Annotated in this window: 19 protein-coding genes and 1 pseudogene; 16 read left to right on the top strand and 4 right to left on the bottom strand. The window is 37.9% G+C overall.

The window, feature by feature from the left end; translation table 11 throughout:
- Positions 1-160 precede the first annotated feature (160 nt).
- The gene (locus tag IW492_RS04100) at positions 161-1186 is read right to left on the bottom strand and encodes a lysozyme family protein (protein WP_202065601.1); all 1026 of its coding nucleotides are present in this window, start codon (positions 1184-1186) and stop codon (positions 161-163) included.
- Positions 1179-1433, bottom strand: coding sequence for a hypothetical protein (locus IW492_RS04095; protein ID WP_202065593.1), 255 nt, complete (start codon positions 1431-1433; stop codon positions 1179-1181). Before IW492_RS04095 ends, IW492_RS04100 begins: the two co-directional genes overlap by 8 nt.
- A gap of 538 nt (positions 1434-1971) precedes the next feature.
- Here IW492_RS04095 and IW492_RS18605 point away from each other — a divergent pair.
- From IW492_RS18605 to IW492_RS04085, 3 genes and pseudogenes are all read left to right on the top strand, one after another.
- Positions 1972-2121, top strand: a pseudogene (locus IW492_RS18605) (IS30 family transposase); the annotation flags it as partial.
- A 66-nt stretch (positions 2122-2187) separates the two neighbouring features.
- Positions 2188-2610, top strand: a complete 423-nt coding sequence (locus tag IW492_RS04090) for an NUDIX hydrolase (protein WP_202065591.1) — start codon at positions 2188-2190, stop codon at positions 2608-2610.
- A gap of 135 nt (positions 2611-2745) precedes the next feature.
- On the top strand, positions 2746-3276 hold the full coding sequence (locus IW492_RS04085; RefSeq protein WP_202065589.1) for an HdeD family acid-resistance protein: 531 nt from the start codon (positions 2746-2748) through the stop codon (positions 3274-3276).
- A 72-nt stretch (positions 3277-3348) separates the two neighbouring features.
- Here IW492_RS04085 and IW492_RS04080 read toward each other — a convergent pair whose 3' ends face one another.
- Positions 3349-3552 carry a hypothetical protein gene (locus tag IW492_RS04080; protein WP_202065582.1) on the bottom strand — a complete coding sequence of 68 codons (204 nt, stop codon included), beginning with the start codon at positions 3550-3552 and terminating at the stop codon, positions 3349-3351.
- A 234-nt stretch (positions 3553-3786) separates the two neighbouring features.
- Between IW492_RS04080 and IW492_RS04075 the strand changes: the two genes are divergently transcribed.
- From IW492_RS04075 to arcC, 11 genes are all read left to right on the top strand, one after another.
- A complete protein-coding gene (locus IW492_RS04075; protein ID WP_202065580.1) occupies positions 3787-4308 on the top strand; it encodes a hypothetical protein in 522 nt (173 codons plus the stop codon).
- Between the two features lie 150 nt (positions 4309-4458).
- A complete protein-coding gene (locus IW492_RS04070) occupies positions 4459-5043 on the top strand; it encodes a TMEM175 family protein (protein ID WP_202065578.1) in 585 nt (194 codons plus the stop codon).
- A 436-nt stretch (positions 5044-5479) separates the two neighbouring features.
- The gene (locus IW492_RS04065) at positions 5480-7615 is read left to right on the top strand and encodes a hypothetical protein (protein ID WP_202065576.1); all 2136 of its coding nucleotides are present in this window, start codon (positions 5480-5482) and stop codon (positions 7613-7615) included.
- A gap of 737 nt (positions 7616-8352) precedes the next feature.
- Positions 8353-10110, top strand: coding sequence for an ABC1 kinase family protein (locus IW492_RS04060; RefSeq protein ID WP_202065574.1), 1758 nt, complete (start codon positions 8353-8355; stop codon positions 10108-10110).
- Between the two features lie 936 nt (positions 10111-11046).
- On the top strand, positions 11047-12276 hold the full coding sequence (gene allC / locus IW492_RS04055; protein ID WP_202065573.1) for an allantoate deiminase: 1230 nt from the start codon (positions 11047-11049) through the stop codon (positions 12274-12276).
- A 16-nt stretch (positions 12277-12292) separates the two neighbouring features.
- The gene (allE, locus tag IW492_RS04050) at positions 12293-13078 is read left to right on the top strand and encodes a (S)-ureidoglycine aminohydrolase (RefSeq protein WP_202065572.1); all 786 of its coding nucleotides are present in this window, start codon (positions 12293-12295) and stop codon (positions 13076-13078) included.
- A 16-nt stretch (positions 13079-13094) separates the two neighbouring features.
- Complete coding sequence (gene allD / locus IW492_RS04045) at positions 13095-14171, top strand: ureidoglycolate dehydrogenase (RefSeq protein WP_202065571.1); 1077 nt, start codon at positions 13095-13097, stop codon at positions 14169-14171.
- 8 nt (positions 14172-14179) lie between these two features.
- Complete coding sequence (gene fdrA, locus IW492_RS04040; RefSeq protein WP_202065570.1) at positions 14180-15934, top strand: acyl-CoA synthetase FdrA; 1755 nt, start codon at positions 14180-14182, stop codon at positions 15932-15934.
- Between the two features lie 12 nt (positions 15935-15946).
- Positions 15947-17212, top strand: a complete 1266-nt coding sequence (locus IW492_RS04035) for a DUF1116 domain-containing protein (protein WP_202065568.1) — start codon at positions 15947-15949, stop codon at positions 17210-17212.
- A 39-nt stretch (positions 17213-17251) separates the two neighbouring features.
- A complete protein-coding gene (locus IW492_RS04030) occupies positions 17252-18103 on the top strand; it encodes a DUF2877 domain-containing protein (protein WP_202065562.1) in 852 nt (283 codons plus the stop codon).
- On the top strand, positions 18088-19023 hold the full coding sequence (gene arcC, locus IW492_RS04025) for a carbamate kinase (protein WP_202065560.1): 936 nt from the start codon (positions 18088-18090) through the stop codon (positions 19021-19023). Before IW492_RS04030 ends, arcC begins: the two co-directional genes overlap by 16 nt.
- A gap of 19 nt (positions 19024-19042) precedes the next feature.
- Here arcC and IW492_RS04020 read toward each other — a convergent pair whose 3' ends face one another.
- Entirely contained in the window at positions 19043-20677 is a 1635-nt protein-coding gene (locus IW492_RS04020) for a PucR family transcriptional regulator (protein ID WP_202065554.1), read from the bottom strand.
- Between the two features lie 119 nt (positions 20678-20796).
- On the opposite strand from IW492_RS04020, the gene IW492_RS04015 reads away from it, so the two are divergent.
- Positions 20797-22008 (top strand): pyridoxal-phosphate-dependent aminotransferase family protein, encoded by a 1212-nt coding sequence (locus tag IW492_RS04015; RefSeq protein WP_202065553.1) that lies wholly within the window; start codon positions 20797-20799, stop codon positions 22006-22008.
- A gap of 142 nt (positions 22009-22150) precedes the next feature.
- On the top strand, positions 22151-23395 hold the full coding sequence (locus tag IW492_RS04010) for an MFS transporter (protein WP_202065552.1): 1245 nt from the start codon (positions 22151-22153) through the stop codon (positions 23393-23395).
- Positions 23396-23471 lie beyond the last annotated feature (76 nt).

The raw sequence follows: 23471 nt of genomic DNA, 5'->3' as shown, positions 1-23471 counted from the left end.
TTGATTAATGGTATAATTTTTAAACATAAGGCACACTCCTTTTTGGTTGAGTTTAGTCACTTTAATCTTATAAGGTCGTGTGCTTTTTGTATACCTTAAAATCAAAAAAAGTGGGACAATAATCAGATTTTTTTCTGACTATTGTCCCACACTCTTTTTTTTATAAGGAACCATAACCCATAATATAAATACTGTTTTTTTCATAGGTTCGCTTCGCAATGATATCTCCTGAATTGCCTTCGATTGTGTGGACGGTATCCCCATCTACTTTTTCTACAATGCCTACATGATCGCTAACTGAATCGCCATTCCAATCAAAGAAAATCACCAATCCTTCTTTTACTTGGTCTTTTCCAAACCACTGATTCTTCGCTTTAAAATTACTGATTCCTGTAGGACAATAGGCAAATTTTTCTAATAGAAGCTTTGCTTGATTGGCGCAGTATGAAACAAACACTGCACACCATTCTACTCGTCCACCAAAACCATACCATTGCCAATATTTCGTTCCTCCTTGATGGCTCCCTTCGGATAATTCCTTTAATGCCGCAGAAACAAGGGCTGAATTATTTCCACTTGATGTATCAGAAGACGAGGCGAGGTATTGCTGAATCAACTGACTATAAAACATGTTGCCATAAGCATAGCGATAAGAATAACCTAGTTGCCTAGCGATTGGATTAATATAGGAGACTTGTTTTCCATTCGCTTGTTTCTTGGAAAAGGCAATAGCTGTTTCTAATGAATAAGTAGGCTCACAAAAGGATAAATAGCCACTACCGTAGTTGTAGGCTTGGCAGATGTTCAGTAGGTCATAATCACGGTGAGACTTCCAAAGCTCCGCAAAATACTTCACCCCAACTTCGATGGACTGTTGTGGATCACTGATGGTATTTGGTGCCCAGCCTTGTGACTTGCTACATTGAAAAATATCTGGATACTGTTCGGCATTTCCACCTGATTCAATTATAATGATTCCCAGTAAGTAAGAGACTGCTTCGGAAATGTTGTTTTTTTCTGCTTCTTTTCGGACATCTTCTTCCCATCGTAAAACTGATGCAGGTAAAGCTTGTGAGGAGGATGTATGACTGCCTAACGTTGGTTCAGAGAAGCTACCCACCACAAGAAATAATAGAAGTCCACTAAAAAGAATAAGTGTAGTAAACCCTGCTTTTAACTTATTCATAGACAACATGTTCGTTTCGTTTATGGCGTAAAGAGGCGAGTTCATCCATTAATTTTTCCGCCTCAGGTGTAGATAGTTCTGATTCATTGGAAGCATCGTTTTTTGCCCAATGGGTGATAGGAACAGTTTTTTCTGTCGCAGGAGATGAAAGAGGGGAGTGTTCTTCTGTATGTGTAGATAGATCACACTCCCTTTCCACTATTTCGTGATTGAGGTAGCCTATCCATGTTACTTTTTCGAGTAACATCAAATAGAAGTATTCATTCTTTCTATCAATCTTTTTTAGTGTTAATTGGTAACAATTTTATCCATAATCATCCATTTTTATACTCCTCTATCCAATTTAGATAGTTATGAATGTTGATTTAAAGGGATTCTTATAGATGGAGATTCTTATATAGCCTATACGGCGCTTCTCAAAACGTTAATTGTTGGAGTCGTTGCAAATTTATTTGCTTACGAATACAATATGGGACGGAGATTTCTTCAGAAATCGAGTACCGGTCAATTAGAATGTTTCAAGACACTTTCCATTACTTGGAAGATGTCTTTTTGTTTGCCCAGCATGATCAAACTCTAAGGGGGTAAAGTCTTTAGCGTGTCCAAGTAATGGAAAGTACCTAGTTGAAGTCAAAGATGTCCATGGTGATGTGGAATCTGAAGGAAAGACTTAGGCAAATCTCTGATCCGACGAACAGAAATTACAAAAGCTAATGGTTCAGATTTTAGAACCGAAGAATCTGAAAGAAGCAATGAAACGGGCATAGCGAAATAACGGGGCAATTAGTATGGATTTCAATGAAGTTGATGAGGCATTTGTCCAATCGGTTGCCTCAAAAAGGAACCATATTCCAAGGAAATCACTGAACTATCGAACCCCCATGGAAGTATTTTTGAGTTATATGGATGATGAGATAGTGTCTAGCTTAATTTGACAAATGAAATTATTTTAATTCAGAGAAGGGAAAGGAAATTAAAGTGAAAAGGATGATAGAAAAAATATGGATGGACATATTACTGCTAGTGGTATAGTTATTAAGGATCAAAAAATACTATTGATTAAACATCCGTATTTGAATTTATGGCTATTTCTGGGTGGACATATAGATAAAGATGAACAGCATTTTGAATCCGCTATCAGAGAAGTTTTTGAGGAAACAGGGTATAGAACATCATTAGCTGATTGGCACATAGAAAATAGTTTTCCGATAGATATTGACATTCATACTATTGAAAAAAATTCAAAAAAGAATGAAAAAGAACATATGCATTATGATTTTAGATATATATTAAAATTAGAAAAAACTGATAGAGTAAGTGCAGAACTAGAAACTAAATGGGTGGAAATCAAAGATTTTTCAGATAAAAAACTTTTGAATAAGTTGAAAGAGGTCGGCTTTAGTGAATGGATTAAAAACAGATAAAAGGGGCTATTTTAAAAAAATCTTCGAGGAAATGAATTTCAAATGTAAACTACCTAAATTAATAAGTATTTAAAATTTGCTCCAATATAATAAAATTTCCTTTAAATATATAAGTAGGAAAGCAGGCGAAAGAAAATGGATAAGGAACATCGTTCAGGTTTAGACTGGGGATCGCTGCTTTTGGGAATTCTGTTTGTGATGACCGCTTTACTATCCTTTCAGGATCCGGCAGGGAATCTGCTTGCTATTGTTATAGTTTTTACAATATTTGCGATCTTCAAAGGGATTTTTGAAATATTTGTACGAAATCGGTTAAAGGAGCTGGTTGGCTACAAGTCTTATGTTCCAGTTATATTGGGTATTGTTGATATTATTGTTGGAATTTACCTGCTGTTTAATCTTGGAGTGGGTGTTTCAGTTTTACCATATGTCTTTGCAATCTGGTTTATTCTGGATTCGTTTATAAATTTATTTACCTTGGATTTAGCAAGATCCTTCAGTGCCGGTTATTACTGGTTTAGCTTGATTGTAGATATTCTGGGAATTGCTTTGGGCTTTGTATTGTTGTTCAACCCGCTGTCCTCAGCGCTAACATTAAGCTTTTTAGTCGGCTTCTATTTTATGATATTTGGGATTACTTATATTGTTTATGGATTTCGTCAATGAACATACAAAGAAGGATGGCTCGCCGCCATCCTTCTTTGTATGTTAAGTCCATGTGTGCCGTCTTAGCTGATATTAGTAGTATCTGCGGACATTTTTGGAAGGACGTGAAATCAGGCGAACCAACCATACAGCAATTGCTACTGGAATCGCAATCTTAATTGCAAACCATAGCAGACTGCTTACAATTCCTAAAATTATACTGATAATAATACCAGCTGCAAAGAAAAACCCAATCAACATCAATACATTAGCTACCAAAGATCTATTATTATTCATTTTATTCTCTCCGTTCCTGTTTATTTTCTATAGTAAAAGTATAGCAAGAGAAAAAATGGGAGGCATCCACCTGAAGACCGATTTATTGTCCGACTCTGGGGGGATATTTTTTGTTTGTCTCAAGTTAAATGCTGAAAAGAATACAGTTCCTTATAGGGTATCTTAGTTTTAAGTGGACTGTTACTATTCGTTCCTTTGATATAATAGTATTTATTACACTTAGAGGAGTTAAAGATGGATAAATTTGAAAAGATGCTTGTGGATTTAGATTATCTGACAGAGAAAGGTTCAAAAATAGAACCGGAGTATTATCAGGACATAATTGAAAGTTATCAGGTAAGTGCAAGCGGTGAACAAGGGGCGTATTATGCAATGGTTTCTAAAAAGGAGATTAGTTCACTGGAAGAAGCTTTTCCGCTGCTGTTTATCCATAGTTTATACGAGAGTGAAGAGTGGTCGATGGATAATTCCATGTGGAAGGAAGGATTTAATTCTCAAGAATGGAAGGAACTTCTTAAAAAAAACTGGTTTCCCGAATATCTAAATATTAAAAATGGAGCAGTTGCTTATAAGTATATTTCTGAAGAAGTATTTTATAACTGGTTTCCCGTTGCCGAAAAAATTGCTTCTTTAGCCATTCGATCAAATATAGTAAAAATAATTCGTTATGGAGATATTGATTCTTATTTTGATTATAAATATATAGTGGAAACTGCAGCTGATTATGTCTTGTTTCATTATTGGACAACAGGATAAAATCAGCGGAGGGTACCAGAGCTGTCTTCCTACTATCTATCAGGATTATTTTTACAGTTGAAGTGGTAAGCACTTATAGTTGATAAAAGACTTATCCATTGCCTTAATAAAAAAAGTCAGTAAAATAAAACTGAATGGAGATGATGCGTGATGTCAAAAACGAGATTGGAAGCTTTTACCGATGCAGTTATTGCGATAATTATGACTATCTTAGTACTGGAATTATTGCCGCCGCAGTCAGATACCTGGTCGGCCTTATGGGGAATTTTTCATAAGATTCTTGTTTACATTATCAGCTTTATCATGCTGGCCATTTACTGGAACAATCATCACCATATGTTTCAGATGGTACATAAAATCAGCGGACGAGTGCTTTGGGCAAATAATTTTTTTATCTTTACTCTGACACTGATGCCTTTTGCGACTGCATGGGTGGGAAACTATTTGGATAGTCTGGTTCCACAGTTGGTTTATGGAATAGTTGTATTATTGGCGGATGCATCCTATTTTCTTTTAATGAGAGAATTATTTCGGGCCGATGAACAGAATACACAGTTAAAAATTGCATTGAAGCGCTATTATAAATTGTATTTTTCTTTAGGTTTAAATATTCTTGCGCTTATTATTGGCTGGGTGATTCATCCTTATCTGGTTTTGATCGTCAATTGTGTAATTCTTATCATATGGTTTGTTCCGGAAAAAAGAATTGAAAGGTACTACAGAGAACCCAAATAAGGACAGGTATGTGCTGAATATTTGAGTAATTTGCTTCAAAAAATCTGATATCAAAGAAAAATTCATAGCAAAAGCTTACTGATTTCATTTTATTTATCTAGTTTATTCAAAAGATTTTTAATTCATTTTGCGGCAATATATAAAAGGCTGATGGTTATACTTAAACGGTACTTGTTTCGCCTATTGAGTTGCCGGTGCAAATATTATAAAATAGATAGGCATACCCTATATACGAAAAAAACAGCTGAAGACAAAGTCTTAAAATTCTCAAATTTTTTAAAAGTCTGTTTATTTTATGAAAACAGCTTTAGCTCTTTTTAGTGTAGAATAGACGATGGGTAATAAGGTGAAAATTCAGATGGGTAGAACAATATGAATATCCAAGACAGACACGGGTATATTAGTTGGATAGAAATAAAGGGGCCATTAACCAATTATGGAGAATTTAAATAAGTATGCACAGGGGAACAAGAAAATCTTTTTGAGAAAAGAGATAGAGCAGGAACGACTGGGAGAAGAGATCTACGCAGAAGATATCTTGTGCCAGTATTCTGTTTATTTGGTGAGAAAGTTTGAAGAACAGGATGATTATCTGGAATTATCTCAGATGGAAAATCTGCTGAAGGATTTACCGGAAAGATTTAATAAAGATTTTCAGGATATAGTTACGAAGAACATGTATGTACGAACAGTTCCTAAAGCGGTTTATGTTACTTTACTGCTTGCTTTGCCTCAGCCGCTGACTAAATTCCAAATTGTTGAATTAAAAAACTGGATGGGTGCGCTGACAGTACCTTCATTGGCCTTGGAGCATACATCTAATTTTATGGAACCCCCTGTTGCTGCGACGACTGAAATGGTAAGAGAATGGCAGGAAACAAACAGTGAGGTCTTGCTTCTGACTGAAATGATGAATCAGTATAATGAAAGTCTAACAGATATTTATTCAGAATTGCAGGTATTAAAGTCCGGCAAAACGCCTCCTGTAATGAAGGTAATAAAAAGTGAAGCGGCTGCTAAAAAGACGCTTGAAAAAGAAAATGAAAATAGTCAGCGTATTGATGAGACAATAGCTAAATTAGATAAAATGACTGAAGAATTTCAAGCATTTAAACAACAGGTGGTTGAACGGCTTGAGAGCACCTCAGTGAACAGAAAACCGCCAAAATTTAAAATCTATTTTGACGGCAAAGAAAAAAGAAACGGTTTGGATCAGCGTGTGGAGCAAGCACTTGAACAAGTGCAAAAGCTGACAGCTAAAACAGATTTCTCTCAGCAGGAGATAGAGAAGCTGACAATGAAGCTGGAGAAGGAGTCTCGGCGAAACAGAGAATTGCTGAAAAATCAGCCGTTACCACCTCAAGGATTTGAGGAACAGAACAATCTCGAAGAAAAAATGGCTATTACCAGTAAAGAGGTATCAATGATTTCACATCAGCTTAAGGAAATCAATGATAAACTGAGCACTGTTGAAACGAAGGTTTCAGAAGCCGAACAGACACCGGAAGAGCTGGCTCAACAAGTAAAAGAGCATGGTCAAATACAGGAGACTATTTCTGAAACGATGAAATTGAATCAGGTAATTAGTCAGTTGACTGAAAAATTACAGTCTGTAGAAAGTGAATTGACTGATGTAAAACAAAAGGGTCAGAAAAAAGTACCTGTGATGAAGCTGAAAAAGAGTGAGACAGTGAAAAAGCTTTCGGAACAGCATAATAAAGATCAGGAACAGCTGAAGATGAATGCGATGGAAATCAAAAAGCTTAGTCAGACAGTTGGTAAAGTAGATGTTCAATTGATTCAGGCAAATCAGAAAATTGCCGAATTGGAGCAGAAGGTCAGAGTGACCGGTGGGATGTCGGGTAACCGGATCAATAGTGTGCATCCATCTGACGGCTATCACAGAGAAAATGAACCTGTACAGGCACTGACCAATCAACCACAGCAGCAGAATGACCATGGTGCAACCAGAAGCTTTCCAACCAAGGAATCGTTTTTACAGGCATCCAGACCTATGCCAACAGCTTATCAGCAAAGAACAAATCCAGTTCCAGCAGAATCTCAAACTCCACAAGGAGCCCCTACAGTGACTCTTGCAATAGAAGAAATGCTGGATCGAGTTTCTGATCATCCAAAAAGAACAGAGCCAATAAATCAGCCAGTAACCGAGCAGTCAAGAATGTCAACAACTTCTCTGCGACGGCTGAAAAAGCTTGAAGGAGAGATTTATTCAAGTTTTAAAAGAGTTAAAGGCGGAATAGGTTCCCGGGGAATGGTTTCGAAAGAAGATTTTTACAGCAATATCCGACAGATTGAGGTGCTTCCTTATCTTTGGTCAACAATTGAAACTGGAGATGAACCGCAGGATATGTTGTTGAATAATGAACTTAGCTGTCAACAGCTTGTCAACAGTGTTCCGACTTTTCTTGATGAAGTAGAAGAGCTTGCCTCTAAACGAAAGGTTATGGGCAAGTGGATATACTGTCCAAAAGAAGTGGAACAGAAAATGGAAGGCTTTAAGCTGCTCAATGAGTACTTTGAGCTGTACTTATCAAATAGAACAACAGGATAGACAAGGAACTAGTACGAGGAAGTCTGTCAAAAAACAACCTGAAACTATCAGGAAATTCCTGTTTAGTGTAAAGTAAGTTTAATGACTCTTTGTCAAACATTTATGAACTCATACTATTCGTTTATCCTGAATAATGAAACCTATTGATAAGCTTTCGTATAAAATCGGACTGACAGTATCAATTATGAATATTGGAGGAAGGGAAAAATCTTTCTCCAATTTTTTTCCGACATAAATTGTAGTGCTAGTTTAATTGAGGATGAAGCATGATCGGCAGATAGGGGGCTTCATCTTTTTAAACCTCAAAAAACGTATAAAAGATAGAGCATCTGAAAGACTGACTTATCAGCACTTCAGATGTTTTTCATTTTTTTATAAATAAATGGCTCTTATAGATTCAGTATTAAAGAGCTCCTTATAATCAATATGAGTGCTTCAGGTGTAATTAACTTAAATGTAAATAGCCTGCAGTATTTTTGTCTGGTACTTGTGAATAGTGATGGATATTTAGATAAGAACCATTGTTAGTGTAGAGTATGTTAACTTCTATTTTTAACGATCACTTAATCAGTTAGATAACCCCCTTACTTCATTTTTTTCCGGCGGCTGTTTCTTTTATTGAGTAGGCAGTTCGATAAAAACAGCTCTAACAATGCTTCAGTCGTATTTTTTTAAGTGAGGAATTGTTTGCCCCATAAAAGGTTTACAGGTACTATGAAAGAGAGGGAGGGGAAAAAATGGCAATGAATACTGAAGCGCAGAAAAAGAACCGGAAATATAAAAAAAGTACAAGATTCAGACAAATAACAGGGGTATTTATCGAGTATAATGTCATCCAGAATTTAGTGAAGCAGACACATCCGGAAAAAATCAGAACAGCTTTTGAAGAGCTGGGTTCAACCTTTATTAAAATAGGTCAGATGTTATCTGTCAGAACTGATATTTTTCCTCCGTCATTTATCGATGAGCTGAAAAAATTACAGGATAACGTGAAAAAAGATGATTATCCAATAATAAAAGAAATCATTGAGACTGAAGCACAGCAGCCTATTAAAGAGCTGTTTTCCTCATTTGAAGAAGTGCCTTTTGCATCTGCATCAATGGGTCAGACACATAAAGCTGTTTTACCTGAAGGCCAGATAGTTGCTGTTAAGATTCAGCATGCAGGGATACGGGAAGAAATTGGCATGGATTTATCCCTGTTGGAAAAAGCTTTGCCTCTTATTAAATATATTCCTGAGTCGAAAATAATTGATCTTAAAAATATTTTTCAGGAGATTAAGCAGTCGCTTGAAAAAGAGCTGGACGGGATTCAGGAAGCAGCTAATGGAAAATACTTTTATGAACTCAACAATAACTGGTCCATTATACAAGTACCAAAAATTTATCAGGAATATTGTACTCCGAGAGTCTTAGTGATGGAATATATTGAAGGGGCCAGTATTAGAAGTTTTTTTGGCAATCAGCAGCAATCAGATCCCGCCAATCAGAAATTGCGGGAGGAGTTTGGGAATATTCTTGTCCGTAACTACATCAAACAGGTTTTTGAAGATGGTTTTTTTCATGCAGACCCGCATCCGGGAAATATATTTGTTCAAGCTGCAGATGAAAAAGTTAATGAAGAGTTTGGAGCTGAAAAAAATAAAGCCAACTATTTTGAGAAGAAATTCAAGTATAAAACGATTGATTTTCTTTATCAAAGAGAAGATATGCAGCTGCCATATCGTTTGATCTATCTGGATTTTGGTATGATGGGACAATTGAAGGATAAGATGCTCAATAAACTGACTGATATTATGGTTAGTCTGTACAGAAATAATACCAGAGTGACTGGTCAGGCAATTTTACAAGTATGCAAGAAGGTTGGGCCTTTAGATGAGGAGCATTTTTATGAGCAATTGACGCCATTACTTGAACGAAACTATGGTGTGGGTATTGGAGAATTGAATTTGCAAAGCCTGTTTTTCCAAATCGTTGCCATCTGTCATGAGAATAATTTACAGATTCCTCAGGAAGTAACAATGCTGATTAAGTCAGTCATTACTTTTGAAGGGATGATTAGAGAGCTAGCACCCGAAATATCATTGGTGGAGATTTCTGCACCTTTTGCTAGAAAATATTTTACTGAAAAAATTGACTGGTCAACGGAATTTAAACGAACGATATTGGATGCATTGTATTCTGCAAAAGCAGTTCCTCAGATCCCCAGCAGAACGCTGGATGTTCTGGATGATCTGTCAAAAGGGAAGGCAAAAGTCAACATTGAACTGAAAAAGCAGGATGAGCTGTTGAACAAAGTGGAGGTAATGGTGAATCGTTTGGTCATTGGCTTGATCTTATCATCGCTGATTATCGGTTCATCTATGCTTGTTGAATTTAACGGAACCATGACTAGGCGATTTGTTTCTATTTTGGGTATTTTTGGCTATGGAATTGCTTTATTTTCTATCCTGTTCCTGATATACGATATTTGGCGAAAATACAGAAAAAAATGACTGCTTTTGCTTAACGGAAAAATCAGCCTGACCATAATATGAAGATATTTAATTATAAGCACCAAAAAGGGAGAAGCCAAGCTTAATATGAATTAAGTTTGGCTTCAAGGGGAGATAGTTAGAAAGAAGTTTTGCTACGCTCATCTTTCAACTGAACTAAGTATAGCAGATATTTTAAGGTACTTGAATTTCAATAAAAAAAGATAAATTTTTTGTTTTTGAAATTTTTTCACAAAAACCATCTAGAGAGGCGATCTTGTCAAAGCTGCAATCAATTTTCATTTTTATAATTATATATAAAAAATATGTTTTATTTATGTTTGTCAGTAAATAAAACGTATTTTTTTGATTTTTATTGGAAAATAAATTTATTTTCGGCAACATTTTCATTTGATAAAATAACACAGTCTCTTAAAAAAGAAAATTTGAAGTTTGTAATGGCTTAATAAACCAGTGACTGACAGCTAAATGGTCTAAAGCTGCTTGGGGTGTCGCTTTTAGTGTAGTGGACAAGAAATGTTTCATAGTTCTGTCCCCATATTATAGCTGCAGGTACAGCCCAAAACTGTTTCTACGTCGCTTTTTCTTCGACTATAGATTTTCCGGTTTCTGCTGTTGAAAATATCTCTTCCGGTCTTTCTTTGTAGTATTCCTATGAAGGTCTACTATGATTTTCACTATACATTCCACTTGGTATTCTTTAAATTCATGAGCAGAAACATTTTTCTCTTCCTGTTTGCGATAAGCGATAAAATTGAACCGACTTCCTTTTAAGTCAATTGAATTTAGAGAGTTTGGAACTTTATTTCTGTCTCGCTCTCAGCTTTAATCATATGCGTTTTGACCAAAAATATAATGCATTTTGTGGATACTAAACAATGATTCGTTTTCGTATAACGCTTACAATCGAAATATAAATCAAAGGAGGCAAAAATAATGGATTTAAAAAAAGAAGTAGCTGCAACAATTGATGCGTTGTCCCAAATTGGTAATGATCCGACAGGGGGTATGACACGACTACTTTATACTGACTCCTGGAAGCAAGCTCAGGAGTTTATACAGGAGAAACTGCAAACAGCAGGATTGTCTACGCACTTTGATGCTGTTGGAAATCTTTTTGGACGTCTGGAAGGAACAATGTATCCCGAAGAAACAGTTATGTCAGGATCGCATATTGACACTGTAGTAAATGGTGGAACCCTGGATGGACAATATGGGGTAGCTGCTGCTTATTTAGCAATTAAGTATTTGCAGGAAACATATGGTAACCCGTTACGCTCACTAGAAGTAATTTCGATGGCAGAGGAAGAAGGCAGCCGTTTCCCAACAGTTTTTTGGGGAAGTAAAAACTTCGTTTGTGAAGCAAAACGAGAAGATGTTGAAACAATTGCTGACTTTGATGGAATAAGCTTTGTTTCAGAAATGAGACGGCAAGGCTTCGACTTTTGTGATTCAAATAAGACACTTAGGCAAGATATCAAAGCCTTTGTTGAAATTCATATTGAGCAAGGAAATGTCTTAGAAAAAGAAAACTTGCAAATTGGAGTTGTAAACAATATTGCTGGGCAAAAACGCTATACCTTTGTATTGAAAGGAGAAGCGAATCATGCAGGCACTACGCCGATGGGCTACCGCCGAGATGCAGTATATGGCTTTGCTAAGATGTGCTCAGCTGTAATAGATCGAGGTCTTGAACTGGGAGATCCGCTGGTCGTTACTTTTGGGAAAGTGGAGCCTAAACCTAACACTGTCAATGTTGTGCCAGGAGAAGTTTTATTTACAATGGATTGCCGTCATACTGATGGCGCCCTTTTGGATTCCTTTGCTGCAGAAGCGGAGCACTTAATTAAAAAAATTGCACAGGAACATCATTTAGATGTTGAAATGGATTTATGGATGGATGAACGTCCGGTACCAATGAATGAAACAATCGTTGCGGCAATTGAATCGGCAGTTAAACAATCGGGTAAGCGATACAAAGTAATGCACAGTGGAGCCGGTCATGATTCCCAGATTATTGCACCACATTACCCAACGGCAATGATTTTTGTCCCAAGCATCAATGGTATCAGTCATAATCCAGCAGAAGAAACAACCATTGAAGATTTGACAGCAGGTGTAGAAGTACTGGCAGCTGCCTTGTATGAATTAGCTTATCAAGAATAGAAAGTAGGGAAGAATAGTGGGTTATAGGAATAATAATACTGGTTATTTAGATGGCTTATTGCAATCCAGAGCAATTGTTAAGAAAAACAACTATGCAATTTTACCCCATGACGGGTTAGTCAATAATGTAATTCCAGGCTTTGATAATTGTGAATGTTCAATTTTAGGCTCAAAGAAGCTGGGCGCTTCCTTTGTAGATTATCTCGTTTCTTTTAAAAAGGGAGGGGAAAATATTCAAGGTTTTGGAGGGGAAGGGATTGAAACCTTCTTGTATGTGATTAATGGGAAATTAGAAGTTGGTGATGGAAAAGAAACTCATGAATTAGGAACTGGCGGATATCTCTACTTGCCAGCTGGAGAAAAAATGTTTATGAGGAATCTTCAAGAAGAAGCAACCGAAGTCTTTCTTTATAAAAAACGCTACCAGCCGCTTGAAGGATATCAGGCCTATAAAATTGTCGGACATCTCTCTGACTTGACACCTGTCCATTATGAGGATATGGAAGATGTTTTATTATGGGATTTTTTACCAAAAGATTTAGGTTTTGATATGAATATGCACATACTTTCCTTTGAACCTGGTGCCAGTCATGGCTATATCGAAACGCATTATCAGGAACATGGTGCTTATTTACTATCTGGTAAAGGGATGTACAACTTAGATAATGAATGGTTCCCAGTGGAAAAAGGCGACTATATTTTTATGAGTGCCTACGTTCAACAAGCTGCGTATGGTGTTGGCAGAGATGAACCTTTGGCTTATATCTATTCAAAAGATTGTAATCGAGATCCAGAGATTTAAGAAGGAGCAGAGCAGAATGGAAGAAACAGTAATTGTTAAGCCAGAGGAGCTGCATCATCTGATTCAAAAAAAACTAACAGCAGCAGGCTTGTCTGAAAAACATGCGGACATCGTTGCGGAGCACTTGGTTTTTGCAGATGCTAGTGGTATTCATTCCCATGGTGCAGTAAGAGTTGATTATTATGCAGAACGAATTGCAAAGGGCGGGATGAACCGTACACCAGAAATTACGTTTGAAGAAACAGGACCAAGCAGCGGGATTGTTCATGGGCAAAATGGTGTTGGGCAGGTTGTGGTGCTGGAGGCGACTAATTATGCTATTGAAATGGCAAAAAAATCGGGAATTGCGGCTGTCGGTGTGCGACAAACTAGCCATAGTGGAGCTCTTTCTTATTACGTGAGGAAGGCAGCACAAGAAAATTTATTGGCGTTGTCTATGTGTCAATCAGATCCGATGGTTGTTCCTTTTGGCGGTAAAGAGAATTATTTTGGAACAAATCCCATTGCTTTTGCCGCTCCTCGTAAAAATGGAGCCCCCCTTGTCTTTGATATGGCGACAACAGTACAAGCGTGGGGGAAAATTTTAGATGCTCGTTCAAAAAATAAAAACATTCCAGATAATTGGGCGGTTGATGCTTCAGGGAAACCGACGACAAACCCTCATCATGTTCATGGCTTGTTACCAATCTCAGGACCTAAAGGCTTTGGTCTTATGATGATGGCGGATATTTTGTCGGGAATGCTTTTGGGATTGCCATTTGGGAAACATGTTTCCTCAATGTACAATGATTTAACCAAAGGGCGGGATTTAGGACAGTTTATTCTTTTAATTGATCCGCAGCGCTTTACTGATTTGGAGCAATTTAAAGAATCAATTGAAACAATGGTTACTGAATTACATGAGATTCCTCCTGCTGAAGGGTTTCAACAAGTGTATTATCCAGGAGAAATCAATCAACTAAATTATGAAAAATATATGAAAAAAGGCATCCCGATTGAAAAAAATATCTATGCTTATTTATTAAGTGATACTGTTCATTTTGATCAATATTCTGGGGCGGATGCATTTGCTCAATCTGGAACAGGAAAGTGAGGAAACCAATGTTATACACGATTATCCAAAAAAATAATTATCAGGATTCTATTGTCCTAATGCTATTGACCAACCGTTTACTTACAGTGGACGGTGTAAGCAATGCCTCTGTTATGATGGGTACTCCTGCCAACAAGGATATTTTTAAAACAGGTGGTATTTATACGGATGAAATGGCAGCTGCTACTTCAAATGATATGGTTCTTGTATTAGATATTGAAGATAAAGACCTCATTGATATTGTTTTAAAAGAAGTAGCTGATTTTATAGCTGATCAAGGGAAAAGCAGTGGGGAAGAAGGACCTCAAACAGTCAAAACATGGGAGAAGGCGTTGGAAGCAGGCGAAGCAGCAGCAACAGCAGTTTTATCTATTCCCGGAACCTTGGCTGCTCCGGAAATCGAAACAGCTTTAGAAGCAGGGAAACATGTTTTTTGTTTTAGCGACAATGTATCAATAGAAGACGAGGTACGTTTGAAGAAAATGGCTCATGATAAAGGGCTTTTATTAATGGGACCTGACTGCGGCACAGGTATTATCAATGGCATCCCAGTTGCTTTCACAAATGCAGTGCGTAAAGGAAGTATTGGTATTGTGGGTGCTTCGGGTACAGGTATCCAAGAGGTAACAACAATTATCCATAAATTAGGAGCGGGCGTAACACAAGCACTTGGTACTGGTGGACGTGATTTAAGTGAAGCAGTAGGAGGAATCACAGTCAAAGATAGCATTATTGCATTGGAAAATGATCCAGAAACAAAGGTGATTGTTGTCATTTCAAAGCCACCTGCTCCGCAAGTTCGTGATGAAGTTCTTGATCTTTTACGAAAAGGAACAAAACCGGCAGTTACAATCTTTCTTGGAGAAAAACCAACAGATCATGAAGTTGGCTTGTACCGTGCTTATACATTAGAAGAAGCAGCACAAATTGCTGTTCAACTTTTACATGAAGAAGCAGTGACACCGATTGATGAAATGATTGATCAGTCAAAAACTATTTTTAGTCCGAAGCAGCAAAAGATCAAAGCTTATTACTCAGGCGGAACGTTAGCTTATGAAGCGGCAATGCTTGTAAAAGCAGGCTTGCAGCTATCAGAGGATGCACCACATGAGGATGGGTATATTTTGAAAGCACAAGGGCATGAAATTATTGATCTTGGTGATGATATTTATACACAAGGAAAGCCCCATCCGATGATTGATCCAAGCAAACGAAAAGAGATGCTGCAACAGGCAGCAGCAGATCCTGCAACAGCAGTCATTTTATTGGATATCGTATTAGGCTATGGTTCACATGCAGATATGGCGAGTGAGCTGGCACCAACAATTAAGGAATTGAAAGCGAATGCAGCTTTGGCTGACCGATCATTGGCAATTATTGGAACAATTGTTGGTACAGACCTTGACCCGCAAGATATCAATAAGCAGGCTGCAATTTTAACTGAGGCAGGTGTAACGCTTTGCCAGAGCAATGCACAAGCAGTTAAAAAAGCTCTTGTATTATTAGGGCATCCTCTGCCAAACATCACTCGTAAATTATTACCAAAATCACAACCAACCGAAGCTTTGCCGCAACCTTCCGAGGCAGTTGTGCAATTGCTGAAAAATCAGGCATTTATCAATGTAGGCTTGCGCAGTTTTGCAGAAGCAATCCGTGAACATCACGGCAGTGTAATTCAATATGACTGGCAGCCTGTTGCGGGCGGCAATGTGACATTGCAAAAAGCACTGCGCTTCTTAGCCCAAGCTTCATTGAAAGAGTAGGAGGAAATTATCGTGTATCAAACAATTGAAGAAGCAAATCAAGCTGTTATTGCAAAAATTGTTGCTGGGTCGCCATTTCTAATGGATGTTGTTCCAGCAGAAAGTGTGATTCCAGAGCTATCAGAAGGCAAAGTTCTTTTACACGCTGGTCCACCTATTAGGTATGATCAAATGGTTGATCCAATACAAGGAGCTTGTGTGGGAGCCGGTCTTTTTGAAGGCTGGGGTGAAACAGAGGCAGAGGTTCGTCAATTATTAGAGACAGGTGAAGTTAAGCTTATTCCTTGTCATCATGTTCAAGCTGTTGGACCGATGGGAGGAATTACCTCGGCGCATATGCCGGTTTTAGTCGTGGAAAATAAGACAGATGGGAATCGTGCTTTTTGTACTATGAATGAAGGAATTGGTGCTGTTTTACGTTTTGGCGCCTATTCACAAGAGGTTATTGACCGTCTTCACTGGATGAAAGATACATTAGCACCTGTTTTAAGTGCTGCACTGCACATGAAACCAGAGGGATTCAATATGAATGTCATTGTTGCAAAAGCAATTGCTATGGGCGATGAATTCCATCAACGGAATATTGCAGCTTCTTTAGCTTTCTTAAAGGAAATGGCTCCAATTATTGCAGGGCTGGATGCGTTTGAAAATCAAAAACAAGAGGTTATTCAGTTCTTGGCAGATACAGATCAGTTTTTCCTGAATATTATGATGGCTTCTGCAAAGGCTGTGCTGGATGGCGCTCGAACAATTGAAGAAGGAACAGTTGTTACAGCTATGTGTCGTAATGGTCATGAATTTGGCATTCGTATCTCTGGAATGGGGGATGAATGGTTTACCGGACCGGTTAACACACCAAAAGGGTTATATTTTGTAGGGTTTAGTGAAGAAGATGCTTCTCCGGATATGGGAGATAGTGCAATTACTGAAACGTTCGGTGTTGGAGGAATGGCAATGATTGCGGCTCCAGCAGTTACACGGTTTGTAGGCTCTGGCGGCTTTCAGGATGCATTAAAAACAAGTAATGAGATGTTGGAAATTTGTATTGATACGAATCCTAATTTCTCAGTACCAACTTGGGATTTTCAGGGAATATGTCTGGGTATTGATGCTCGCAAAGTTGTTGAAACGGGTATTCTGCCTGTCATTAATACAGGGATTGCGAACAAGCAGGCAGGACTTGGACAAATTGGTGCGGGTACAGTAACACCACCAATAGATTGTTTTGAGAAAGCAGTCTTAGCTTATGCAAAAAAATTAGGATTTAAGGAAGAGTAAGAATAAAATTTTCTTGCAAACGAGAAGGGAATGAAAGGAATGCTGGCAGCTGAATGGGTGGATCAGGTACTTTTTGACTCACAGTTGATGAAAGGATACTGGTATATTCATAGCATTTTTCAAAAAAGCTTCAATATCCAGGATCAGCAGAAAAAATATTTAGTGACGATTACTGCACAGGAAACAAAAATTCCTAAAGGTATCAAAGTAGCAGAGAAAGACTTTTTGATCTTGAAAAATGAAATCTGGCCAGAAATGCCGTTTTTGATACAGCAGCGGCTGATTATTTTTCCGCAGCATCAGCTATCCTTCCAATCTGCTCAAAGCTACTCCACGAAATGGGCAGCCCAGTCAGCGACCTTTGATCCAAAGCTATTTTTTTTGTTGATTTCAAAGGTGAATAAAGAAACTGGTTATCAAGAAAAGGTCAATGCAGCATTATCCAGTCAGCATCAATTTTGTCAGGCGATAGATCAAGTGTGTCAGGATTCATTTTCACAGCAGCAAATAGGGCTGAACTTTCTATTAGGAAGAGGGCTTGGTTTGACGCCTTCAGGAGATGACATGCTAGTCGGACATTTCTTGGCTCGCTTGCTTATGAAGGCTGAAGATCAGCGCTTAGTTAGGTATTTACAGCATAAGCTTGAAACAGTCCCTGATTTAACGACGGATGTCAGCCTTCATTATTTAAAAAATGCTTTGCAAGGATCATTTAGTCAATTACCATTAGCAGTTAGTCAATGTCAGGAAGAAGCAAAAAGCTATCGAGCTATTCAGGAAATTCTTAAGACTGGACACACTTCAGGTGCTGATTTTCTTGCTGGCTTTGCAAGAAGTATTTATAGATTTCAACAAAATAGAAATGAGGGATCGTTATGGCAAAGCGGGTAGTGATTGCTTTAGGCGGCAATGCAATTTTAAAACCAAATCAACCAGCCACGGTTGAAACGCAAATTGCAAATATTGAATTAAGTGCGGATCAAATTTCAAAAATTGAACAATTGAATCATCAAATTGTAGTAACTCATGGCAATGGCCCGCAAGTTGGCAACATTTTACGTCAAAATGAAGAAGCCAAGGAAGTTGTTCCGCCTTTTCCTTTAGATGTGTGTAATGCAGAGTCACAGGGCTTTATTGGTTATTTAATGGAACAGAGTATTAAAAATAAAATTGAACAAAAAGAACTGACAAGTAATGTGGTAACGTTATTAACACAAGTAGAAGTGTCATCAGAAGATCCGGCTTTTACAAAACCAACGAAACCAATCGGTCTCTTTTACAATGAGATAGAAGCAAAGGCAATGGAGGAAGAAAAAAATTGGGTGATGGCAGAAGATGCAGGTCGCGGCTATCGTCGCGTAGTTCCTTCTCCCAAGCCTGTAGCAATTCATGGTGTAGAAGCAATGGTTCATCTATTAAATCAAAATACGATTGTGATTGCTGGCGGCGGCGGTGGTATTCCGGTCGTTAAAAAAGAAAAAGGTCTGCGCGGAGTTGAAGCGGTGATTGATAAAGACAGAACCGGAAAGAAATTAGCAGAGCAGGTAGATGCAGACATTTTTATGATGCTTACAGATGTTAGCAATGTATATATCAATTATGGTACGCCGGAGCAAGAGAAGCTAAGTAGTATTTCTGTAGATCAAGCGCAGGCTTACTTTGATGCAGGACATTTCGCAGAAGGAAGTATGGGGCCAAAGATGGAAGCTGCAATTGACTTTGCTAAACAAGGGAAAACAGCAATCATTTGTTCACTAGAAGAAGCAGATCAGGCATTACTTGGAAAAGCTGGGACTAGAATTGCTGGTTAAAACCAGCAATTCGGCTGTTTTAGTCTCCTTCTTCAGATAATTCCAGGGCTAGGCGCAAATCAAGACTAACTGCTGGGTCATGGACATTTTTGCCCAATAGTTTTTGACATTGTTCAATGCGGTACTTTATCGTATTGCGGTGAACAAAAAGCGCCTTAGCAGTGCGAGTTATCTCGCATTGGAAATCAAGGTAATAGCGAAGTGTTTTGCGTAATTCAATTAAGGCATCTTCTTGAGGGAAGGCTAATTCTTTTAGGATTGTTCGGCAAAAATAATGAATATCCTCAGGGCTCATCTTTTCAAAAAGACTCCGCATCCCTTTTTGGTGATAGAATGTGACAGACGAAGACGAGTTTTGCGATTTACGTTCTTCATAAGCAGTTTTTGCTTCGATAAACGAACTAGCTAAATCATTAATACTTTCATAGACTGTTCCGACCCCAAAGGTAATTTTAAAGGGCAGGCAAGCAGCCAAAGCATCAGCGGTTTCCGTTAAATCAGCCTCCAACTGTTCACATTTATGTTGGACTAAGATAGCAAAATGATTGCTGCCTTTTAGATTGAACAGGCAGGTGTCTTTGATTCGATGAGGAAGCTGTTCGGTAAACCATTGATAAGCCAATTCACTTTCTTCTTTTTGGTATTTGACTTTTGTTGCTTGTGTTATTTCTGTGGGCTGACAGGCAACATAGATCACCCGATAATGCCGGGCTTTAACTAAACCAAAGGTCTTCCCGAGGTCTAACCAATCTTTTTGTTGTTGTTTTGTTGACTGCTGGTATTCAATCATACGAGTTAGAAATTCAGTTTTCAAATCTTCTAAAGATTCTTGGACTTTTTGATTTTTATACAGCATGAAAGAAAGTACTAATGCAGCTTGTTCTATGGCAAACTCAGAAACAGGAAAAGGAATAGCTTCAGGATTCAAGACAACCAAATAATAAGGAAAGTAGCTGGATGTTTCAATCGCAAAATAAGAAATTTGAGATGTTTTTTGATTCAAGTCAGTAATAGGAATAGTACCACTTTTCTCGCCGGTGAAGACTCCTATTTTCTTGGTGAGTTCATGGATATAATACTCTGCAGGCTTAGACATTTTTGTAAAATGTTTGGAATGAGCGATCACCTTTTTAAAAGGATTTAAAAGAATAATTGGTGTATTTACAATTTGACCGAAGTCAGCAATAAAGCGGGCGATACTAACGTCATTAATTAAGGATGAAGAAAAACGTTTTTGAATGTCTAAGGCATAGCTCAACTGTTCGGTCTTGGTATTCCAGAGAACATTTAACAGCTGATGCATTAGTCTTCCCAAGGGGATAGTTGCAGGAATTTCAACAATAGGAAAGCCTAAAGTCTGTGCATAGGCAATCACTTCTATATCAACAGTATCTAAAAAGCGCCCTATTTTGATGCCGAGACCAGATGCATTTTTTGCAACGAGAGAGTCAATTAAAGGGAATAGCTCTTTTTGATTATCTTTATAAACCATTGCAGTGGTCAATATGAATGTCTTCTCTGGAATATAATGAGCAATATCCGGCGTTTCAGTGATTTCAATACTTTCAACTGGTTTTTGGGTACTAGTTTTATCTGTTAATAAGCGTAGTCCTGAAAAACGAGGAATGGCTAATAAGTCAGTTAATTTTTTCATAAGGAGACTCCTTTTGATTGGTTTTTGATCAAAATGCACAAAAAACGTGCAGAAGTTAGCTCTATTGTACAATAATGATGGAAGCGTTGACAAGCGAATATAGAAATGGGGAGAAAAAAATGTATAAAGAATTAGCAATACCACAACGAACGATTATGACACCTGGACCTGTGGAAGCTCATCCTGTAGTTTTAAAAGCGATGACTAGTCGAATTTTAGGTCAGTTTGATCCTATGTTTTTAACAATTATGGATGAAGTAAAGGAAATGATTAAACAGCCTTTTGGTACGAAAAATAAAGAGGCTTTTGCGGTAGATGGAACCTCAAGATCTGGACTGGAGGCAGCACTAATTGCTTTAATTGAGCCGGGAGATAAGGTATTGATTCCTGTCTATGGACGATTTGCTTATCTCTTAGGGGAAATTTGCGAGCGTGCGCAGGCAGAAGTCCGCTATATGGAGAAAGAATGGACGACCCCATTTGTGCCAAATACTGTCATAAAAGAGATTGATGATTTTCAGCCGAAAATTGTGGCGATGGTTCATGGTGAAACAGCAAATGGTCAGATGCAGCCGCTGCAAGAAATAGGGGCTTATTGTCGCCAAAAGGATGTCTTCTTTGTTGTCGATATGGTTGCGACCTATGGCGGGGTTCCTTTATTTGTGGATGAATGGTGTGTTGATCTGGCAATTGCAGGTACTCAGAAATGTCTCAGTGTCCCTTCAGGCTTATCCTTAGTTACATATAATGATCGGGTAGCGGAAGTTGTGAATGCTCGTTATCAGAAAGAACTGGGATTGAGTAAAACTGATCGCAACAAACGACACATTAGCAGTAATTATTTGGATTTAAGTCAGCTGCAAAGATATTGGAGTGAAGAAAGAATCAATCATCATACTGAGGCGACTAGTATGATTTATGGTTTACACGAAGGGTTGAGAGTGCTGCTTGAGGAAGGGCTTGAAAATGCCTATGCACGCCATGAAAAAAATGATCGAGCGTTAATTGCAGGACTGAAGGCAATGGGTCTATCTTTTTATGGTGAAGTCGAAACAAAAATGCCAACGGTGACACCTATTTTGATACCAAATGGAGTCGATGGTGAAGCTGTCAGAGAAGAAATGCTGACTTCTTTTGGTGTAGAGATTGCGAGTTCCTTTGGGGATTTAAAAGGGAAGGTTTGGCGAATCGGGAATATGGGTTATAGCAGTCGTAAAGAAAATATCCTTCATGTTCTTGCAGTTCTGGAAGGTGTCTTATTGTATTACGGTGCTGAAATTCAAGCAGGAAAAGCAGTAACCGCTGCACTTAACTATTATCAAGCGAATTAGCACTTATGCACAATAGAAATTAGTACTTTGTGAAAAATGTCAAATGAAAAATGTTAAAGGAAGACGTAAACTAAAAGCATGTTAAAGCGTTTTCTTGAAGAGGTGCACAAACTTTACAAGAGCTAATGATGGAGGAGAAAATATGGAGATCAATAAAGAACAAACAAGTTTTGCCTACTGGAAACAGATTATCGTCTTATTGTGTTCAGGTTGGGTAACAATCTGGATTTATCGGTCCGCATTATCACCAATTTATCCGCAAATAAATGAGTCACTTGGTGGTAATATCTCGGACACGGCATTAGGATCTATTGCAAGTTTTTATTTTTTAGGGTATGTAATTATGCAGATACCTGCAGGGTTTTTAGTTGATAAGATAGGAAAGAAAAAAGTCTTAATTCCCGGTTTTGTGGTGTTTGCTTTAGCAGCATTTTTGATTTCGCAAGCATCATCAATTACGATGATTTATACAGGGAGTTTTTTAGCTGGGATTGGCTGCGGCTCTTTTTACGGGTCAGCTTACTCACTGACTTCACAAAATATACCTAAAGAGAAGAAAAGCTTCTCAACAGCAATCGTAAACAGCGGTTCAGCTGTTGGATCTGGGTTTGGAATGATTCTATCGAGTTTTTTAGTTATTCAGATGAAAATGCCATGGCAAACAATGATGTATTTGTCTGCATTTCTGATTGTATGTATGACAATTGCTTTTTCCTTAATTATTCGCAGTAACAAAGATGATGTCGCCTTTTTGGAACGGGAAGCGATAGCTGAAGTCAGTGAAGCACCTAAGGAAAAAGTTTCTCTAACAACTTTGTTTTCTTTACGGATGCTGTTCACCTATGTGTTATATTTTGCGACATGCTATGCTTACTATATGACTGTGACTTGGCTGCCGAATTTCCTCGGAACAGAACGAGGATTTGAAGGGGTTGCAATTGGCTTTTCTTCTTCTCTAGTAGCTTTTGCATCTATTCCGGGTGCATTGTTCTTCAGTCGTTTGGCAGATAAATATATGCATAAAAAAGTGACATTTATTGTTATTTTAGAAATACTTGCTGCTTTAATGCTCTTAGTTACGGTTCAAGCAACGAACGCAACTTTCTTGATGATTGCCTTGATTTTATATGGATTTTTAGGAAAGCTGGCAGTTGAACCGATTATCATTTCATGGTTAGGTGAAAATGCACCTAAAGTAGGTGTTGGTACGACTCTAGGTGTCTTTAACTTTTTCGGTATGATGTCTTCGGTTATTGCACCAACACTGACAGGTTCTATTTCTGACGCTACAGGTTCTAAAGTTATGGGCTTTTATATAGCAATCATCCTATTAATCGGCGGAACACTCTTATTCTTATCATTCAATGCGAGGAAAGCAGCAGAATAAAAAGGTAACTCAAAAAAGTCTATAAAAAGCTTTTGATTTAATCATCTATATACTTGGCAGTAAGTGACTATCATTA

The sequence above is a fragment of the Enterococcus sp. BWB1-3 genome, assembly GCF_016745275.1.
Taxonomy (GTDB): domain Bacteria; phylum Bacillota; class Bacilli; order Lactobacillales; family Enterococcaceae; genus Enterococcus_L.
The sequence above is the reverse complement of the archived record's forward strand: the minus strand, read 5'-3'. Positions and strand labels throughout refer to the sequence as shown.

What these genes read in the sequence shown, in the direction of transcription:
- IW492_RS04070 (WP_202065578.1), top strand. Translation starts at nt 4,459, where the DNA reads ATGTCAAAAACGAGATTGGAAGCTTTTACCGATGCAGTTATTGCGATA.
- IW492_RS04060 (WP_202065574.1), top strand. Translation starts at nt 8,353, where the DNA reads ATGGCAATGAATACTGAAGCGCAGAAAAAGAACCGGAAATATAAAAAA.
- IW492_RS04010 (WP_202065552.1), top strand. Translation starts at nt 22,151, where the DNA reads ATGGAGATCAATAAAGAACAAACAAGTTTTGCCTACTGGAAACAGATT.
- IW492_RS04030 (WP_202065562.1), top strand. Translation starts at nt 17,252, where the DNA reads ATGCTGGCAGCTGAATGGGTGGATCAGGTACTTTTTGACTCACAGTTG.
- arcC (WP_202065560.1), top strand. Translation starts at nt 18,088, where the DNA reads ATGGCAAAGCGGGTAGTGATTGCTTTAGGCGGCAATGCAATTTTAAAA.
- fdrA (WP_202065570.1), top strand. Translation starts at nt 14,180, where the DNA reads ATGTTATACACGATTATCCAAAAAAATAATTATCAGGATTCTATTGTC.
- IW492_RS04095 (WP_202065593.1), bottom strand. Translation starts at nt 1,433, where the DNA reads ATGTTACTCGAAAAAGTAACATGGATAGGCTACCTCAATCACGAAATA.
- IW492_RS04020 (WP_202065554.1), bottom strand. Translation starts at nt 20,677, where the DNA reads ATGAAAAAATTAACTGACTTATTAGCCATTCCTCGTTTTTCAGGACTA.
- IW492_RS04065 (WP_202065576.1), top strand. Translation starts at nt 5,480, where the DNA reads ATGGAGAATTTAAATAAGTATGCACAGGGGAACAAGAAAATCTTTTTG.
- IW492_RS04085 (WP_202065589.1), top strand. Translation starts at nt 2,746, where the DNA reads ATGGATAAGGAACATCGTTCAGGTTTAGACTGGGGATCGCTGCTTTTG.
- IW492_RS04075 (WP_202065580.1), top strand. Translation starts at nt 3,787, where the DNA reads ATGGATAAATTTGAAAAGATGCTTGTGGATTTAGATTATCTGACAGAG.
- IW492_RS04090 (WP_202065591.1), top strand. Translation starts at nt 2,188, where the DNA reads ATGGATGGACATATTACTGCTAGTGGTATAGTTATTAAGGATCAAAAA.
- IW492_RS04100 (WP_202065601.1), bottom strand. Translation starts at nt 1,186, where the DNA reads ATGAATAAGTTAAAAGCAGGGTTTACTACACTTATTCTTTTTAGTGGA.
- IW492_RS04080 (WP_202065582.1), bottom strand. Translation starts at nt 3,552, where the DNA reads ATGAATAATAATAGATCTTTGGTAGCTAATGTATTGATGTTGATTGGG.
- IW492_RS04015 (WP_202065553.1), top strand. Translation starts at nt 20,797, where the DNA reads ATGTATAAAGAATTAGCAATACCACAACGAACGATTATGACACCTGGA.
- allD (WP_202065571.1), top strand. Translation starts at nt 13,095, where the DNA reads ATGGAAGAAACAGTAATTGTTAAGCCAGAGGAGCTGCATCATCTGATT.
- allC (WP_202065573.1), top strand. Translation starts at nt 11,047, where the DNA reads ATGGATTTAAAAAAAGAAGTAGCTGCAACAATTGATGCGTTGTCCCAA.